13 protein-coding genes and 2 tRNA genes are annotated in these 18,189 nt (G+C 60.0%); 4 read left to right on the top strand and 11 right to left on the bottom strand.

Going from position 1 to position 18,189, the window contains the following annotated elements:
* Nucleotides 1-75: 75 nt before the first annotated feature.
* The 8 genes from AC30D7_RS07585 to rnr all read right to left on the bottom strand — a co-directional run bounded on the left by AC30D7_RS07585 (nucleotide 76) and on the right by rnr (nucleotide 9,963).
* Complete coding sequence (locus AC30D7_RS07585; RefSeq protein WP_204123904.1) at nucleotides 76-2,379, bottom strand: YgiQ family radical SAM protein; 2,304 nt, start codon at nucleotides 2,377-2,379, stop codon at nucleotides 76-78.
* Nucleotides 2,380-2,638: 259 nt separating this feature from the next.
* The gene (dnaB, locus tag AC30D7_RS07580; RefSeq protein ID WP_490133616.1) at nucleotides 2,639-4,036 is read right to left on the bottom strand and encodes a replicative DNA helicase; all 1,398 of its coding nucleotides are present in this window, start codon (nucleotides 4,034-4,036) and stop codon (nucleotides 2,639-2,641) included.
* Between the two features lie 136 nt (nucleotides 4,037-4,172).
* A complete protein-coding gene (rplI, locus tag AC30D7_RS07575) occupies nucleotides 4,173-4,619 on the bottom strand; it encodes a 50S ribosomal protein L9 (RefSeq protein WP_007939577.1) in 447 nt (148 codons plus the stop codon).
* Between the two features lie 19 nt (nucleotides 4,620-4,638).
* A complete protein-coding gene (locus AC30D7_RS07570; protein ID WP_490133615.1) occupies nucleotides 4,639-5,532 on the bottom strand; it encodes a hypothetical protein in 894 nt (297 codons plus the stop codon).
* 36 nt (nucleotides 5,533-5,568) lie between these two features.
* Nucleotides 5,569-5,799 carry a 30S ribosomal protein S18 gene (gene rpsR, locus AC30D7_RS07565; protein WP_002551829.1) on the bottom strand — a complete coding sequence of 77 codons (231 nt, stop codon included), beginning with the start codon at nucleotides 5,797-5,799 and terminating at the stop codon, nucleotides 5,569-5,571.
* 28 nt (nucleotides 5,800-5,827) lie between these two features.
* A complete protein-coding gene (gene rpsF / locus AC30D7_RS07560) occupies nucleotides 5,828-6,250 on the bottom strand; it encodes a 30S ribosomal protein S6 (RefSeq protein ID WP_037015709.1) in 423 nt (140 codons plus the stop codon).
* Between the two features lie 318 nt (nucleotides 6,251-6,568).
* The gene (gene rlmB / locus AC30D7_RS07555) at nucleotides 6,569-7,336 is read right to left on the bottom strand and encodes a 23S rRNA (guanosine(2251)-2'-O)-methyltransferase RlmB (RefSeq protein WP_018928494.1); all 768 of its coding nucleotides are present in this window, start codon (nucleotides 7,334-7,336) and stop codon (nucleotides 6,569-6,571) included.
* Entirely contained in the window at nucleotides 7,333-9,963 is a 2,631-nt protein-coding gene (gene rnr / locus AC30D7_RS07550; protein ID WP_490133614.1) for a ribonuclease R, read from the bottom strand. The genes rlmB and rnr overlap by 4 nt, the downstream gene beginning before the upstream one ends.
* Nucleotides 9,964-10,189: 226 nt before the next feature.
* Here rnr and AC30D7_RS07545 point away from each other — a divergent pair.
* The 4 genes from AC30D7_RS07545 to AC30D7_RS07530 all read left to right on the top strand — a co-directional run bounded on the left by AC30D7_RS07545 (nucleotide 10,190) and on the right by AC30D7_RS07530 (nucleotide 13,434).
* Nucleotides 10,190-10,276: transfer RNA gene (locus AC30D7_RS07545), tRNA-Leu, on the top strand.
* A 166-nt stretch (nucleotides 10,277-10,442) separates the two neighbouring features.
* Nucleotides 10,443-10,529: transfer RNA gene (locus tag AC30D7_RS07540), tRNA-Leu, on the top strand.
* Between the two features lie 329 nt (nucleotides 10,530-10,858).
* A complete protein-coding gene (locus tag AC30D7_RS07535) occupies nucleotides 10,859-11,869 on the top strand; it encodes an iron ABC transporter substrate-binding protein (protein ID WP_490133613.1) in 1,011 nt (336 codons plus the stop codon).
* Nucleotides 11,869-13,434 carry an ABC transporter permease gene (locus AC30D7_RS07530; RefSeq protein WP_490133612.1) on the top strand — a complete coding sequence of 522 codons (1,566 nt, stop codon included), beginning with the start codon at nucleotides 11,869-11,871 and terminating at the stop codon, nucleotides 13,432-13,434. Before AC30D7_RS07535 ends, AC30D7_RS07530 begins: the two co-directional genes overlap by 1 nt.
* 96 nt (nucleotides 13,435-13,530) lie before the next feature.
* On the opposite strand, the gene AC30D7_RS07525 is transcribed toward AC30D7_RS07530, so the two are convergent.
* The 3 genes from AC30D7_RS07525 to AC30D7_RS07515 form a co-directional block, all read right to left on the bottom strand.
* The gene (locus tag AC30D7_RS07525; RefSeq protein WP_490133611.1) at nucleotides 13,531-15,465 is read right to left on the bottom strand and encodes a methyl-accepting chemotaxis protein; all 1,935 of its coding nucleotides are present in this window, start codon (nucleotides 15,463-15,465) and stop codon (nucleotides 13,531-13,533) included.
* Between the two features lie 138 nt (nucleotides 15,466-15,603).
* A complete protein-coding gene (locus AC30D7_RS07520) occupies nucleotides 15,604-16,896 on the bottom strand; it encodes an adenylosuccinate synthase (protein WP_018928499.1) in 1,293 nt (430 codons plus the stop codon).
* Nucleotides 16,897-16,950: 54 nt separating this feature from the next.
* Nucleotides 16,951-18,138, bottom strand: a complete 1,188-nt coding sequence (locus AC30D7_RS07515) for an ATP phosphoribosyltransferase regulatory subunit (RefSeq protein ID WP_007939588.1) — start codon at nucleotides 18,136-18,138, stop codon at nucleotides 16,951-16,953.
* Nucleotides 18,139-18,189 lie beyond the last annotated feature (51 nt).

The raw sequence follows: 18,189 nt of genomic DNA, 5'->3' as shown, positions 1-18,189 counted from the left end.
CCTTAGCAGGCCGCACGCTCGCTAGAAAACAAAACGCCAGCACTAAGGCTGGCGTTTTGCGATATGGCGCGGAGATTAACGCGGCACAACCGGCTTGCGCGCAGGCTTCGGCCCCTTGCCTTTGGCCGCATCCTTGCGCTCCTTGGCCGCCTGCTGGTTGCGGGCAAATGCCGCTGCCTTGGCTTGTTCACGCTTGTCCCACGGGTTACCGCCATCGCTGGCACGCGGTGGCAGGCCGGTGTGCTGGGTCAGGATCTTGGTGGTCGTTTCCTTGGCTACTTTGTGGCTGCCAGCCGGCGTCGAGTTCTTGCGACGGGCGCTCTGGTAGCTGTCGGTCGCTGGCTGATGCAACGGGATCAATTGGTTCTTGCCCGGCCCGATCAGGTCGGCGCGGCCCATGCGGGTCAGCGCTTCACGCAGCATCGGCCAGCCTTTCGGGTCGTGATAACGCAAGAATGCCTTGTGCAGGCGACGCTGCTCTTCGCTCTTGACGATGGTCACGCCGTCGCTCTTGTAAGTGACCTTGCGCAGCGGGTTCTTGCCCGAGTGGTACATCGCGGTGGCGGTGGCCATCGGCGACGGGTAGAACGCCTGCACCTGGTCGGCACGGAAACCGTTGCCCTTAAGCCACAGGGCCAGGTTCATCATGTCTTCGTCAGTGGTGCCCGGGTGAGCGGCGATGAAGTACGGAATCAGGTACTGCTCTTTCCCGGCTTCCTTGGTGTACTTCTCGAACATGCGCTTGAACTTGTCATAGCTGCCGATGCCCGGTTTCATCATCTGGTTGAGCGGACCTTCCTCGGTGTGTTCCGGGGCGATCTTCAGGTAACCACCGACGTGGTGGGTCACCAGCTCCTTGACGTACTCCGGCGACTCGACCGCAAGGTCGTAGCGCAGGCCGGAGGCGATCAGGATCTTCTTCACACCCGGCAAGGCCCGAGCGCTGCGATAGAGCTGGATCAGCGATGAGTGGTCGGTATTGAGGTTCGGGCAAATGCCAGGGAACACGCATGAAGGCTTGCGGCACGCGGATTCGATTTCCGGGGTCTTGCAGGCGATGCGGTACATGTTCGCGGTCGGGCCGCCGAGGTCGGAAATGACGCCGGTGAAACCCGGAACCTTGTCGCGGATCTCTTCGATTTCGCGAATGATCGACTCTTCGGAACGGTTCTGGATGATCCGGCCTTCGTGCTCGGTGATCGAGCAGAAGGTGCAGCCGCCGAAGCAGCCACGCATGATATTCACCGAGAAACGGATCATCTCGTAGGCCGGGATCTTTTCCTTGCCGTACGCCGGGTGCGGAACTCGCGCGTAAGGCATGCCGAACACGTAGTCCATTTCTTCGGTGGTCATCGGAATCGGCGGCGGGTTGAACCAGACGTCTACCTCGCCGTGCTTTTGCACCAGAGCGCGGGCGTTGCCCGGGTTGGTTTCCAGGTGCAACACGCGGTTGGCGTGAGCGTAAAGCACCGCGTCGCCACGGACTTTTTCAACCGACGGCAGACGAATGACGGTCTTGTCACGGGTCATTTTCGGGCTGGCCAGGATCTGTACGACCTTAGCCTCGCTCGGATCCTCAACCGGCCCCTTTTCCTGCTCGATGGCGCAGGCGGCGGTGTCTTGGGTGTTGACGTACGGGTTGATGATCTTGTCGATCTTGCCCGGACGGTCGATGCGCGTGGAGTCGACTTCGTACCAGCCTTGCGGCGTATCACGGCGGATGAACGCGGTGCCGCGCACATCGGTGATGTCTTCGATCTTGTGACCATAGGACAGGCGCTGGGCGACTTCGACGATCGCACGCTCGGCGTTGCCGTAGAGCAGGATGTCGGCGCAGGCGTCGATCAGGATCGAGTTACGCACCCGATCCTGCCAGTAATCGTAGTGGGCGATGCGGCGCAGGGAGGCTTCGATACCGCCGAGCACAATCGGCACGTGCTTGTAGGCTTCCTTGCAGCGCTGGCTGTAAACCAGGCTCGCGCGGTCCGGACGTTTGCCCGCCAGGCCACCGGGGGTGTAGGCGTCGTCGGAACGGATTTTCTTGTCGGCGGTGTAGCGGTTGATCATCGAGTCCATGTTGCCGGCCGCGACACCGAAAAACAGGTTCGGCTCGCCGAGCTTCATGAAGTCGTCTTTGGACTGCCAGTTTGGCTGCGCAATGATCCCGACGCGGAAACCCTGGGCCTCCAGCAGCCGGCCGATGATCGCCATGCCGAACGACGGATGGTCGACGTAGGCATCACCGGTGACGATGATGATGTCGCAGGAATCCCAGCCGAGCTGATCCATCTCCTCCCTGCTCATGGGCAGGAATGGCGCTGGCCCGAAACATTCGGCCCAGTACTTGGGATAGTCAAATAACGGCTTGGCTGCTTGCATGTCGATAACCGGTGTTGGCTTTCATTGAATTTCGCGGGCGCGGAATATAGCACAAATTTTGACCAATTCCGACGGCTATGGTCGGAAATCAGCGAGCGATATACGCAACCTCTGTGGCGAGGGAGCTTGCTCCCGCTCGACTGCGAAGCAGTCGCAACATATGCAAATACGGTGCACCTGAAACAGGATGACTCAGGTTTTGGGGTTGCTACGCAACCCAGCGGGAGCAAGCTCCCTCGCCACAAAGTCCCTGCGCAGGTTATTCATCGTCGTCGAAGTTGTAGCTACCTGGCGCCAGGTTTTCAAATCGGGTGTATTTGCCGATGAAGGCCAGGCGGATAAAGCCGATCGGGCCGTTCCGCTGCTTGCCGATGATGATTTCGGCGATGCCTTTGTGTTCGGTTTCCGGGTGATACACCTCGTCCCGGTATACGAACATGATCACGTCGGCGTCCTGCTCGATCGCTCCCGATTCCCGCAAGTCGGAGTTCACCGGGCGCTTGTTCGGACGTTGTTCCAGGGAACGGTTGAGCTGGGACAGTGCCACCACCGGGCAGTTGAATTCCTTGGCCAGGGCTTTCAGGGATCGGGAGATCTCGGAAATCTCGTTGGTCCGGTTGTCACCGCTGGAACCCGGAATCTGCATCAGTTGCAAGTAGTCGATCATGATCAGGCCGATATCACCGTGTTCACGTACCAGACGCCGGGTCCGGGCACGCATTTCCGACGGACTGATACCCGCCGTGTCATCGATGAACAGCTTGCGATCGTTGAGCAGGTTGACTGCCGAGGTCAGGCGCGGCCAGTCGTCGTCTTCCAGCTGACCGGAACGCACCTTGGTCTGGTCGATACGACCCAGGGACGAAAGCATACGCATGATCAGCGACTCACCTGGCATCTCCAACGAGTAAACCAGTACGGCCTTCTCACTGCGTAACACGGCGTTTTCCACCAGGTTCATCGCAAAGGTGGTTTTACCCATGGACGGACGACCAGCGACGATGATCAGGTCGGACGGTTGCAGGCCGCTGGTCTTCTCGTCGAGGTCGGTATAGCCGGTGGACAGACCGGTAATGGCGTTATCCGTATTGAACAGCGTGTCGATACGGTCGATGGCCTTGGTCAGCAGGTCGTTGACGCTCACCGGGCCGCCGGTTTTCGGACGAGCTTCGGCGATCTGGAAGATCTGCCGTTCGGCCTCATCGAGGATTTCGGCGGCGGTGCGGCCTTCAGGGTTAAAAGCGCTGTCGGCGATTTCGGTGCTGATGCCGATCAACTGGCGCAGGGTTGCCCGTTCGCGAACGATCTGGGCATAGGCCTTGATGTTGGCGACCGACGGCGTGTTTTTCGCCAGTTCGCCAAGGTAACCGAGGCCACCGACTTGCGAGGTCTGACCTTCCTTGTCCAGTTGCTCGGACAGGGTCACGACGTCGATCGGCATGTTCTGATCGGCCAGTTTGGCGATCGCGCGGAAAATCAGGCGGTGGTCATGTCGATAGAAATCGCCGTCGGAGACTTGATCGAGCACGCGTTCCCAGGCGTTGTTGTCCAGCATCAGACCACCGAGCACGGCCTGTTCGGCCTCGATGGAATGCGGCGGCACCTTCAGGGCAGCGGTTTGCAGATCGTATTGCTCGGGAGCGGAGATATCGTTCATGGCCACTTGGTTTATTCAGGAAAAGCAGGGATTGTGAAAATCAGGAACTGCAGAAAGACAAAGGGCACGACCTGTAAACAGGATCGTGCCCGATGTTACCGGCAAGCACCCGAGGGTGCCAGCCGACAAGTGCTGCTTAAGCTGCTACCACGACAACGCGTACGGTGGCTTCAACTTCGGCGTGCAGGTGCACGGCCACGTCGAATTCGCCTACGTTGCGGATGGTGCCGTTCGGCAGACGAACTTCGCTTTTTGCAACTTCAACGCCGGAGGCGGTCAGTGCATCAGCGATGTCGTGGGTGCCGATCGAACCGAACAGCTTGCCTTCGTCACCAGCGGTGGCAGTGATAGTCACTTCCAGCTCAGCCAGTTGGGCGGCACGGCTTTCAGCCGATGCTTTACGGTCTGCTGCGGCTTTTTCCAGCTCAGCGCGACGCTCTTCGAACGCAGCCAGGTTGGCTGGGGTCGCAGCGGTAGCTTTGCCGTAAGGCAGCAGGTAGTTACGGCCGTAACCAGCCTTAACGTTCACTTTGTCACCCAGGTTGCCCAGGTTGGTGACTTTTTCCAGAAGGATCAGTTGCATGTGAAAATCCTCTTAACTTTTAACCTTCACCGTTCGCGCTATCGGCATCTTTCGGTGCCGAACGACCGCGAAAATCAATCAGGCTGTCGACGATGGCCAGGACCACCAGCAACGGATAGATCAGTTGCATGAACAGCAACAGCGTGACGTACAACCCCACCAGCCAGAACCTGGCCAGTCGCTTTTGCGCCACCAGCCCGTGAATCAGGGCCAGCCCGGCGAACACCAGCGGTACGCTGCACAACGGCGTCAACATGGCCATCTGCGGGCCCAGATTCGGCCCCAGAAGCATCAACACCAGCAGCAACATCGCCGGTCCCAGCGGGATTCGGATGGCGCGAAACTCGCGACCAAAACCACCCGGGTTGTACAACAACGCCTGCCAGTAGCGCCCGACAATCAGGCTCAGCACACTGACGATTTGCAACAAGGCCGCAATCAGGCCGGTCAGGACCGGTGCAATCAGGGACGCGAAACGCGCTTGCTCGTCTACCGACAATTGCTGGTAGACATCACCGAGTAGCGACGGCATGACTTTTATCAAAGCCTGCGCCAGCATCTCGATCTGGGGCGCAAAAGCCGCCCCCAGCACCACTGAAAACACCAATCCCATCGCTATGCTGACCAGCAGCACGCGGTTCCAGGACTCGCTTGCGCGCAAAACCAACGCAAGGCTCGAAGACCCCAGCAGCACCAGAAGTGCCCGTGGATCGTCGGAGTAAAGCCACCAGATCAACGCCGGCAGCAGTCCCAGAGCAAGTACGCCAACGGCGTCCTTCAATCCGCGCCGCAGGAGCACAAGGCATCCGGCGGCAGCACCCAACCAATACAACAACGGCAATGTTGCGCATCCAGCCACTACCAGAGTGGCCTGCATACGGCCGCGCATGATGAACTCAGCTAAGGCGCGCATGCATTCAATCCTTTGCTACGTGTCGACTGCCCGGTCTCAGCGGCCGTGGCTGTCGGTGTAGGCCAGCAGGGCCAGGAAGCGGGCGCGCTTGATAGCGGTGGCCAGCTGACGCTGATAACGTGCTTTGGTACCGGTGATGCGGCTTGGAACGATTTTGCCGGTCTCGGATACGTAAGCTTTCAGAGTGTTGAGATCTTTGTAATCGATCTCTTTCACGTCTTCAGCGGTGAAGCGGCAGAATTTACGACGACGGAAGAAACGTGCCATGTAATAGGCTCCTCAAAAGGTCCGTGGATTACTCGTCAGCGTTATCGCTGTTGTCGCTGTCATCACCGTCAACGCCTTCAGCGTCGGAGTGCTCAGGACGGTCGCGACGCTCACGGCGCTCACTGCGGTTTTCTTCAGCCTTGAGCATCTCGGATTGGCCGGTAACGGCTTCGTCGCGACGGATGACCAGGTTACGGATCACTGCATCGTTGTAGCGGAAGTTGTCTTCCAGCTCGGCCAGGGCCTTGCCAGTGCACTCAACGTTCAGCATCACGTAGTGAGCCTTGTGAACATTGTTGATTGCGTAGGCCAGTTGACGACGGCCCCAATCTTCCAGGCGGTGGATTTTGCCGCCGTCTTCTTCGATCAGCTTGGTGTAACGCTCAACCATGCCGCCGACTTGCTCGCTTTGATCCGGGTGGACCAAAAAGATGATTTCGTAATGACGCATGAATGCTCCTTACGGGTTGTAGCCTGCCGCTCAAAAGCGGTCAGACAAGGAGTGAATGACACTTATGGACTTGCTTGCGATAGACACATGCGTGCCTGCCGTCACAGCAAGGGGCGCAATTGTAGAGAAGGGTCGAGAGAGGTGCAAGGCAATTGGTGATTATTTGAACAGCTCGTTAACACCATCGACCTGCACCATGGCGCAGAGCCAATGTGGGAGCGGGCTTGCTCGCGAATGCGGCATCACATCCAACATTTTTGCTGAATGACACACCGCTTTCGCGAGCAAGCCCGCTCCCACATTTGGATCATGTCCAGCTTAGGACTTTTTGGCGGTCCCGGCGGCTTTGACGCCGCGCTGGCGCAGCGCTTCGAACAGGCAGACGCCGGTAGCCACGGAAACGTTGAGACTGCTGACGCTACCAGCCATCGGCAGGCGCACCAGATAGTCGCAAAGATCGCGAGTCAGACGGCGCATACCGCTGCCTTCCGCCCCCATGATCAGGATGGTCGGGCCGGTCAGATCCTGTTGATACAGGTCCTGCTCAGCCTCGCCCGCCGTGCCGACGACCCACAGGCCGCGCTGCTTGAGTTTTTCCAGGGTGCGCGCCAGGTTGGTCACCGCAACCAACGGAATCACTTCCGCCGCGCCACAAGCAACTTTTCGAACCGTCGGGGTCAGCGTGGCTGACTTGTCCTTCGGCACGATCACCGCCAGCGCGCCGGCCGCATCGGCCGAACGCAGGCAAGCGCCGAGATTGTGCGGATCGGTCACGCCGTCGAGCACCAGCAGCAACGGTGCACCTTCGGTGCGATCGAGCAATTCGTCGAGCATCGCCTCGCCCCAGACCTGGCTCGGACTCACGTCCGCCACCACGCCCTGGTGCACGCCTTCAACCCAGGCGTCCAGCTCACGGCGCTCGGCCTGACCGACGGCCACGCGATTTTCGGCAGCCAGCTCGATTAGCGTCTGAACCCGCGGATCACTGCGGCCTTCAGCCAGCCAGATCTGCTTGACGCGCTTTGGGTGGTGACGCAACAACGCTTCTACTGCGTGCACGCCGTAGATCTTTTCCAACTGACTCATGACTTGGCCTTAGGTTTACGCGCCCCGCCGCTTCTGGCGGCTGGAGCGGAACCCGCTTTTGGCGGGCCTTTACGGTGTTTGCTCGGTTTGGCTGGCTTGCCGCCGGAAGCCTTGTCAGGCGCCGACCGCCCGGTCTTTCCCCCAGACGCCGCTTTACCGCCGCTTTTCGCTTCAGCCAGCAACGCCTGTTTCATTTCACGACTTTTGCGCAACTCGGCATTTTTTGCCGCCGCATCGCTCGGGCGATAGGCCTCAACGACCTTTTCCTTGGCAGGACGACGACCGACCTTGGCCGGTGCCGGCTCGGCAGCTGTCTTGGTAGCAGGCGCTGCGGTTTCAGTACCGCGCTTTTTGCGGCCGATCGGCGCACTGATGGTTTTTTCGGCCATCTCGAAGTCGATCTTGCGCTCGTCGAGGTCGACGCGCATCACGCGCACTTCAACGGTGTCGCCCAGGCGGAAGCTGCGACCGGTACGCTCACCGGCGAGGCGGTGGTGCACAGGATCGAAGTGGTAGTAGTCGCCCGGCAGCGCGGTAACATGCACCAGCCCTTCGACGTAAATATCGGTCAGTTCGACGAACAGGCCGAAACCGGTCACGGCGGTAATCACACCCGGGAACGATTCGCCCACGCGGTCTTTCATGAACTCGCACTTGAGCCAGTTCACTACGTCGCGGGTCGCTTCGTCGGCACGGCGCTCGCTCATAGAGCACTGTTCGCCGAGCTGCTCCAGGGTCGCTTCGTCGTACGGATAGATCCGCGCCTTCGGAATAGTCATCGCGCCGGCACGGCGAACGTGCGGAGTGTCCATTTTCGAATGGATGACGCTGCGGATCGCCCGGTGCGTGAGCAGGTCCGGGTAGCGACGGATCGGCGAAGTGAAGTGGGTATAGGCTTCGTAATTCAGGCCGAAGTGGCCCTGGTTATCGGCGCTGTACACCGCCTGACTCAACGAGCGCAGCATGACGGTCTGGATCAGGTGGAAATCCGGACGATCCTTGATGCCCGCGAGCAAAGCCTGGTAATCCTTTGGCGACGGACCGTCCTTGCCTTTGTGCAGGGACAGGCCGAGCTCGCCGAGGAAGGCGCGCAATTTTTCCAGACGCTCCGGTGGCGGGCCGTCGTGGACGCGATACAACGCAGGGATTTCGTGCTTTTTCAGGAATTCGGCGGTGGCCACGTTGGCCGCCAGCATGCACTCCTCAATCAGCTTGTGAGCATCGTTGCGAACGGTCGGACGGATTTCGGCAATCTTGCGCTCGGAACCGAAGATGATCCGGGTTTCCTGGGTTTCGAAATCGATCGCGCCGCGCACATGACGAGCCGCCAGCAGAACCTTGTACAGCGCATACAGCTGTTTTAGGTGCGGCAGGACGTCGGTGTATTCGCCACGCAGTTGACGCGCCTCGGTGACTTTCGGCGTCTCCAGCATGGTGCTGACCTTGTTGTAGGTCAGGCGGGCATGGGAGTGAATCACCGCTTCGTAGAAGCAGTAGTCGGTCATTTCGCCGGATTTGGAGATGGTCATCTCGCAAACCATGGCCAGGCGATCGACGTGCGGGTTCAGCGAGCACAGGCCGTTGGACAGCTGTTCAGGCAGCATCGGCACCACGCGCTCGGGGAAGTACACCGAGTTGCCGCGAACCTGGGATTCGTTATCCAGCGCCGAACCGATTTTCACGTAACTGGAGACGTCGGCAATCGCCACGTACAACTTCCAGCCACCGGAGAACAGGCGCAGCTTACCTGGTTTGGCTTCGCAGTAGACCGCGTCATCGAAGTCGCGCGCATCTTCGCCGTCGATGGTCACGAACGGCAGATGACGCAGGTCGATGCGCTTCTCTTTGTCTTTCTCTTCGACTTCAGGCTTGAGCTTGGCGGCTTCTTTCAAGACCGCTTCAGGCCAGACGTGCGGAATATCGTAGGTGCGCAGGGCAACATCGATTTCCATGCCCGGAGCCATGTAGTTGCCCACGACCTCGACCACATCGCCTTGCGGCTGGAAGCGTGGCGTCGGCCAGTGAGTGATCTTCACTTCGACGAACTGACCGATCTGTGCGTTGGCGTTGCGACCTGGCGTCACCAGCACTTCTTGCTGGATCTTCGGATTGTCTGCGACGACGAAACCGATACCGCCTTCCTCGAAGTAACGACCGACGATGCTCTCGTGGGCGCGGGACACCACTTCGACAATCATGCCTTCGCGGCGACCGCGACGGTCGAGGCCGGAAACCCGTGCCAGGGCACGGTCACCATCGAACACCAAGCGCATTTGCGCCGGGCTCATGAACAGGTCGTCACTGCCGTCGTCCGGGACCAGGAAGCCGAAGCCATCACGGTGACCGCTGATGCGGCCCAGGATCAGGTCGAGCTTGTCGACCGGCGCATAGGTGCCGCGACGGGTATAGATCAGTTGAGCATCGCGCTCCATGGCGCGCAGGCGGCGGCGCAGGGCTTCGATCTGGTCTTCCGTGGTCAGACCAAACTCTTCGACCAGCTGCTCGCGGTTAGCAGGCGAACCTCGATCAGCAAGGTGCTGAAGGATCAGTTCACGGCTAGGAATAGGGTTTTCATATTTTTCCGCTTCACGAGCGGCCTCGGGATCGAGGGACTGCCAATCGGCCATTAGAGAGTTTTCACCTTGTCTATATGCGGGTTAGTTTGGCATAGGCGTAATGAAACGGGAAATTTCAGGCTATGACAGCCCATCTAAAGCCCTTTATCGACACCGCAAAGCTGATTTGAATGCCGCCGGTAAAATTTTCCAGGTTTTTTTGATGGCAGGGGTTTACAGTTAAAAAGACGCTCCGTATAGTGCGCGCCATCGACGACGCACTAGCGCTGCCGATACTGCCCAGATGGTGAAATTGGTAGACACGCCAGCTTCAGGTGCTGGTGACCGCAAGGTCGTGGAAGTTCGAGTCTTCTTCTGGGCACCAATTTCGAGCTTGAGATTAGATCAATTTCAAGGCTCACACAAAAACCCGCGAAAGCGGGTTTTTTGCATTTAACGCTTCTGAATTATTAAAATTAAATCAGGGGTTTACAGATCAAAATGCTCTCCGTATAGTGCGCCACATCGACAGCGGCAACGCTGAAGATCATGCCCAGATGGTGAAATTGGTAGACACGCCAGCTTCAGGTGCTGGTGACCGCAAGGTCGTGGAAGTTCGAGTCTTCTTCTGGGCACCAATTCAAATTCAAGGTTACGATCTTGAATTTCACAAAAACCCGCGAAAGCGGGTTTTTGCGTTTCTGGCCTTTGAAGCCATCGCCGACCTTTGTGGCGAGGGAGCTTGCTCCCGCTGGGCTGCGAAGCGGCCCCCTCATTCTTTCAGTCAAACCTTATTGCCCGATTTTGCGACTGCTCCGCAGCCGAACGGGAGCAAGCTCCCTCGCCACAAATATCTGCACCAGCCCCCTCTAGCAAACCCTCACCCGCCCTGCAAGGCGCACTTGAGAAACAATATCGTTTATCATTGTTTCAAGTTTTTGCAATGCGACAGTGAGGAACCCTGCGAATGATGCTTCGAAATACCCTGCGCCGCGGCCTGACCATCACCCTCCTTGGCCTGACACTCGCCACGCCCCTCACCCAAGCCGCCGACCCGGTTTCCCTGACGCTCTATAACGGTCAACACAAGGAAGTCGGCGACGCCGTCGCCAAAGCCTTCGAAGCCAAGACCGGGATTCACGTCAATGTGCGCAAGGGCAGCAGCAACCAGCTCGCCAGCCAGATCGTCGAAGAAGGCGACCGCTCCCCTGCCGATGTGATCTACACCGAAGAATCGCCACCGCTGAACAAGCTTGGCGAACAAGGCCTGCTGGCGAAAGCCGATGCCACCACGCTAGAAGTCCTGCCCAAGGACTACGTTGCCGGTAACGGTACCTGGATCGGCATCACCGCGCGGGTCCGGGTTGTCGCCTTCAACCCTAAACTGATCGACGAAAAAGACCTGCCCAAGTCAGTGATGGAGTTCTCCGATCCAAAATGGCAAGGCAAGGTCGGCTTCGTGCCTAGCAGTGGCGCCTTTCAGGAACAGGCCGTGGCGATTATCAAGGTCCACGGGATGGATGCCGCCGAAGAATGGCTGACCGGCCTGCGTGCGTTCGGCAAGACCTACAGCAACAACATGGTTGCGCTGAAAGCCGTGGAAAATGGCGAAGTCGCCACCGTACTGGTGAACAACTATTACTGGTTCGCCTTGCAACGTGAAAAAGGCCAACTCGACTCGAAACTGCATTACTTCACCGGTGGTGACGTCGGCGGACTGATCACCGTTTCCAGTGCTGGCGTACTGAAATCCAGCAAACATCCAAAAGAAGCCCAGCAATTGCTCGCCTACATGGCCAGCGAAGAAGGTCAGCGCGTGATCACCCAGACCACCGCCGAATACCCGTTGCACAAGGGCATGGCATCGGATCGCGGTCTCAAGCCGTTCGGCGAGCTGCAAGCGCCGAACGTCACGCCAGCCGATCTCGGCAACGCCGAAGAAGCCCTGGACCTGGAACGTGACGTTGGCTTGAACTGATGAGCACCTCGTTATCCGCCCCCGCTTCGCACGGGGGCTACATGCCAAGGCGCAAGCGGCCGTCGATCTGGCTGCTGCTACCGGTTCTGCTGCTGGTGGTACTCAGCCTGTTGCCGCTGGCCTATGTCGGCCTCAAAACCTGGCAAGCCGGCTGGGCCGAGGCGCTGCATCTGCTGTGGCGGCCCTACGTGTTTGGCCTGCTGCGCAATACCCTGGCGCTGATGCTGGGCGTCACATTAGCCTGCGCAGTGATTGGCCTGTCACTCGCCTGGCTGCTGGAGCGCAGCAATCTGCCGGGACGGCGGTTATGGGGCGTGATTCTGTGCCTGCCGTTCGCGGTGCCGGCATTTGTCAGCAGCTTCACCTGGGTCTCCCTGAGTGCTCACTTCGAAGGGCTGGGCGGGGCGATACTGGTGATGACCCTGTCCAAGTACCCGCTGATCTTTCTGCCGGTCGCGGCAACGCTGCGCAATCTCGACCCCTCTCTTGAAGAGTCTGCCCGCACCCTGGGGCAGAATCGTTGGGGTGTATTCTTCAAAATCACCCTACCCCTGCTCTGGCCGTCACTGCTGGCCGGTTCACTGTTGATTGCGCTGCACATGCTGGTGGAGTTCGGCGCGCTCTCGATCATCGGCCTGCAAACCTTTACCACGGCGATCTATCAGCAGTTCGAACTGGAATTCAGCAACGCCAATGCAGCGATGCTTTCTGCGGTGTTGCTGGCGCTGTGCCTGGTGCTGCTATGGCTTGAGTTACGCGTGCGCGGCAAAGGCCGTCACGTACGCACCGGCCAGGGCGCTGCTCGGCATGCGGAGCAGGTTCGCCTCGGGCCGTGGGCGGCTGTGGGACAACTTTACTGCTTGCTGCTGGCGATCATCGGCAGCGGCATTCCACTGGGAATGCTGGCGTACTGGTTGATGGTGGGTTCGTCGGCAGCGTTCCCGGTAGCTGCGATCAGCGAGGCACTGTTGTCGTCGCTGGCGCTGTCGCTTGGTGGAGCAGCGCTGTGCCTGGTGCTGGCGGTGCCGGTGGGGTTGCTGGTGGTGCGCCATAAAGGCCGACTGGCAATCTGGGCCGAGCGCTTGCCGTATCTGCTGCATGCACTGCCGGGATTGGTGATTGCACTGACCCTGGTGTATTTCGCCCTGCATTATGTGCCTGTGCTGTACCAGACCTCGGCGCTGCTGCTGATTGCCTATGCGCTGTTGTTTCTGCCACTGGCGCAGGCACCGATTCGCACTGCACTGAACAAGGCCGCGCCGCAATTGGAAGAAGCCGCACGCACACTGGGCGCGTCGTCTTTCAGCGCGTTTTGTCGGGTGACCCTGCCTATTATCTTTCCCGCCCTGGGCGCTGCGTTTGCGCTGGTGTTTCTGGATGCAATGAAGGAACTGACAGCGACGCTGCTGCTGAGCCCGACCGGGCTCAATACATTGGCGACGGAAGTCTGGGCGCATACCGCGAATGTGGAGTTCGCGGCGGCGGCGCCTTATGCGGCGTTGTTGATTGTGGTGTCGGGGTTGCCTGTGTATCTGCTGACGACGCGGATGTATTTGAGTCGTTGAAAAGCTTCGCGGGCAAGCCTCGCTCCTACAAGGATTACGTAGCCCTTGTAGGAGCGAGGCTTGCCCGCGAAGGCACCAGACCTGCGAACGAGAAACCTAAGCCCTGAACTGCCCCAGGCTCGCCTTCAGCTGCGCCGCCAACCCATCCAGCACCTTGCCGCTGGCCGTGGTCTCCACCACCGCCTGAGCCGCTTTTTCAGCTTGGGCATGAATGGTCTCAACCCGCCCACGCACAGCCTGCGCACCTTGCGCCTGATGCGCCGCGGCCTGGGTCGCCAGGCCAATCGCCGCATGCACCTGCTCGACCGACGCCTGCACCGACTGTTGCAACCGCGCGCTATCGCGCAACACCAGCAGGCCTTCGCTGGCCTGACGCCCAGCCTGCCCGATTGCCGCGACGGCCTCGCGCGCGCCCTGCTGCAGCGCAACAATGTGCGCCTGAATATCGCCGGTAGAGCTCTGCGTCTTGCTCGCCAGCGCCCGTACCTCGTCCGCCACCACAGCAAACCCGCGACCGGTCTCGCCGGCACGCGCCGCTTCAATGGCCGCGTTCAGCGCCAGCAAGTTGGTTTGTTCGGCGATCCCGTGAATCACCGTCAGCACCACTTCAATCTGCTCACTCTGCTGCGCCAGACGCTCGATGACTTTCGCGCCGGTGTCGACCTGTCCGGCCAATGCCTCGATGAGACTACCGACCTTCGCCGAAGTCCGGGTGTTCTCATCCGTGGCCTGACGAATGCCCACCACCTGCTGCAAAGCGGCCTGCATGGCGTGGCTTTCAGACTGGGCCTCGTCAGCCATTTGCGACAACGCGCGCAAGCTTTCGGCCACTTCATCGCGCTGCATGCCAGCCGCCGCATCGGCACCGGCATTGCGCAGGGTCATGGCGCCGATTTCCACACCGGTACGCTGGGCTACATCGCCCGCCTCACGCACGATCGGCTGCAACTTATCCACAAAGCGATTGACCGCCGAGGCCATGTCACCGATCTCATCCTGGCTGCTGATCTGCACGCGCTTGGTCAGGTCACCCTCGCCTGCCGCCAAGTCATCCATCGCGGCAATGAGCATTTTCAGGCGGTTGACCACTCGACGCCCCAGCACCACCGCCAGCAACAGCAGCACACCAAAACCCACCACCGCCAAGCCCATGCCGATGCGCCAGCGCAAAGCCCCCGCAGCTTCCTGCACGGCGCCCGTGGTGTTGGCTTTCATTTCAGAAGCGGTGGATTGCGCCGATTGCAGACGCCCGCGCATCGCCGTTGCGCTGTCGGCCGCCGCACCCTTGAGGCTGTCACCCACCAATTGATCGCTGCTGGCGATCAGCGCCGAGAAGCGTTTGTCCAGGGCCGCCAGATCGGTTTCCACGGAAGCAGTTGAGACCCCCATCAAGACCTTGCCGATTTCCACCCCATTGGGACTGATCGAGGCTTCGAGGTAGTAGACCGACGGATCGCTCTTCGCAGCATCCAGCACCTTGTCCAGCGCCCGCTCACCCTGGCCTTTCTCCAACAGCATCTTGTTGATCGGGTTCTCCCGGTTGAGGTAGCGCGTCAGGTGCTGACCCGTGGCGTCGTCATAGACCACGAACAACACGTTGGGATTGCGCTGGGCGCGGCGAGCGAATTCGGACAGGGTGGGAATGTCGCTGTCCCACATGGCACGGGGTGCGACCGAAGCCAGAAGCTGCGCCATGTCGTTGGCGGACTCCTTCAGATCCTTCTCCAGCGTCGTACGCAGTTGAGCCTGCTCGTCTTTCAAACGTGAAGACAGCCCGGCGGTCAGGCGCTGGCGGGTACTGCTGGACAGGTTATCCAGGCTCGATGTGACTTCACGCCCCGCCTGCTCCAGCTCACCGGAGAGCTTTTGGCTATCGGCGCCCAGGCGCACGCCCAGATCGGTTTCCAGCGCAGTCACCGTGCTCCGGGTCAGAGCGACAGCCACCAGCACCTGCACCAAAAGAGCGATACCAAGGGTAACGAACACGGGCCGCAACAAACGGCTTTGTAACAGTGAGAGAACGGCCGACACAGGAAATCCCTCTACTCTAACGCCATTAAATTGATGGCATTCTGAAGGCGATATTCACAGCAAAGGTCATGCCGTCCAACAGGCATAAACGACAAAGGCCCCGATTAAGGGGCCTTTGTGTTTTACATCAACAACTTATTAAGCGAACGGGTGACGCAGAACGATGGTTTCGTTGCGGTCCGGGCCCGTCGAAATAATGTCGATCGGCGCGCCGACCAACTCTTCGATGCGCTTGATGTAGTTGCGCGCAGCCTGAGGCAGCTCTTCCAGGGTCTTGGCACCCAGGGTCGACTCGCTCCAGCCAGGCATCTGCTCGTACACCGGCTCCAGGCCGATGTAGCTGTCAGCGTCGGTCGGTGCGTCGATCACTGCACCGTCTTCGTTCTTGTAGCCTACGCAGATGTTGATGGTTTCCAGGCCGTCCAGCACGTCCAGCTTGGTCAGGCACAGGCCCGAGATGCTGTTCACATCGATAGCGCGACGCAGGATCACGGCATCGAACCAGCCGCAACGACGGGCACGGCCGGTGGTGGCGCCGAACTCGTGGCCACGCTTGGCCAGGAACGCACCAACGTCGTCGAACAGCTCAGTCGGGAACGGACCGGAACCGACGCGCGTGGTGTAAGCCTTGGTGATGCCGAGGATGTAATCCAGGAACATCGGCCCCACACCTGAACCGGTGGCGATGCCGCCAGCGGTGGTGTTGGAGCTGGTAACGTACGGGTAGGTGCCGTGGTCGATGTCCAGCAGGGAGCCCTGGGCGCCTTCGAACATGATGTCCTTGCCGGCACGACGCAGGTTGTGCAGCTCTGCGGTGACGTCGAGCATCATCGGCTTGAGCAGCTCGGCGTATTCCATGCACTCGTCGAGTGTCTTCTGGAAGTCGATCGCTGGCTCTTTGTAGTAATTGACCAGTACGAAGTTGTGGTAATCCAGCAACTCGCCCAGCTTGGCGGCGAAACGCTCACGGTGGAACAGGTCACCGATACGCAGACCGCGACGGGCAACCTTGTCTTCGTAAGCCGGGCCGATGCCGCGACCGGTGGTGCCGATCTTCAGCTCGCCACGGGCCTTTTCACGGGCCTGGTCCAGCGCTACGTGGTAGGACAGGATCAGCGGGCAGGACGGGCTGATACGCAGGCGCTCACGCACCGGTACGCCTTTCTCTTCCAGCTTGTTGATTTCCCGCAGCAGGGCGTCGGGTGCAACCACCACGCCGTTACCGATCAGGCACTGCACGCCTTCGCGCAGTACGCCAGACGGGATCAGGTGCAAGACGGTTTTTTCGCCGTCGATCACCAGAGTGTGACCAGCGTTGTGGCCACCTTGGTAGCGCACTACGGCGGCAGCATGTTCGGTCAGCAGATCAACGATCTTGCCTTTGCCCTCATCACCCCATTGGGTGCCCAGGACTACGACATTCTTACCCATAACACTTGTCCTCATTCGCGCAAACTTGGTGCCGGCGGCGGCCGGCAGGAAAACTCAAGAAGCCAGTGGCGATACTTGCCAAAGCCCGTTCTGCTGAATCAATTGCCGGTCGCAGTCCGCTTCACGGGCGGCGGCCAAAGGTTGCCCAGGCAATGCCTGAACGACACGCTGACCCTCACTGCGCAACTGGCAAACCTGCTGCCAGAGTGCTGCATCCGTACTGTCAGGCATCCAGATACCGCCAGACGGTAGCTCGATCTCAGCACGCCCCAGGGTCACCAGGGTTTTCAAATCGGTGGAGAAGCCTGTCGCCGGGCGGGCGCGACCGAAGTCGGCACCGATGTCGTCGTAACGACCGCCCTGAGCGATGGACTGGCCAACACCCGGCACGAACACGGCGAACACCACACCAGTGTGGTAGTGGTAGCCGCGCAATTCGCCCAGATCGAAGTACAGCGGTAACTCCGGGAAACGCGTGGACAGACGCTCGGCAATCGCCAGCAAGTCGTCCAGCGCCGCCAGAACAGGCGCCGGCGCATTGGCCAGACGCTCGCGGGCAGCGCTCAACACTTCACGACCGCCACACAGGTCGACCAACGCTCGCAGCATGCCCGACAGATCGGCAGGCAGGCCTTCGGTCAAGGTAATGACCTCGTCGATGGCTTTACGTTGCAATGCATCGAACAACTGTTGCTCGACTTCTCCGGACAAACCGGCGGCGCGGGCCAGGCCGCGGTAGATGCCGACATGCCCGAGGTCCATGTGCACATCCGGCACATCGGCCAGTTGCAACATGGCCAGCATCAGGCTGATGACTTCCACGTCGCTGCTCGGGCTGGCATCGCCGTACAACTCGGCGCCCAGTTGAATCGGGCTGCGCGAGGATGACAACGCACGTGGCTGAGCATGCAGCACGCTACCGGCATAGCACAGACGGCTCGGACCTTCGCGACGCAGGGTGTGCGCATCGATGCGCGCCACTTGTGGCGTGATGTCGGCACGGAAACCCATCTGCCGGCCCGACTGCGGGTCGATGACCTTGAAGGTGCGCAGATCGAGGTCCTGGCCTGCGCCGGTCAGCAGGGATTCCAGGTACTCGATATGGGGAGTCACGACAAACTCGTAACCCCAGCTCTGGAACAGATCCAACACCTGGCGACGCGCAACTTCTATGCGCGCAGCCTCCGGTGGCAGTACTTCTTCGATGCCATCTGGCAGCAGCCAGCGGTCTACCGTTGCCATTACGCCATTCCCCTATGATCCGGGCAGCAAGCCTTTGGGCGAGCCTTGAGT

The organism is Pseudomonas sp. DF5, from assembly GCF_058148225.1.
Note: the sequence above shows the minus strand (reverse complement) of the source record. Positions and strands in the feature narration are given on the sequence as shown.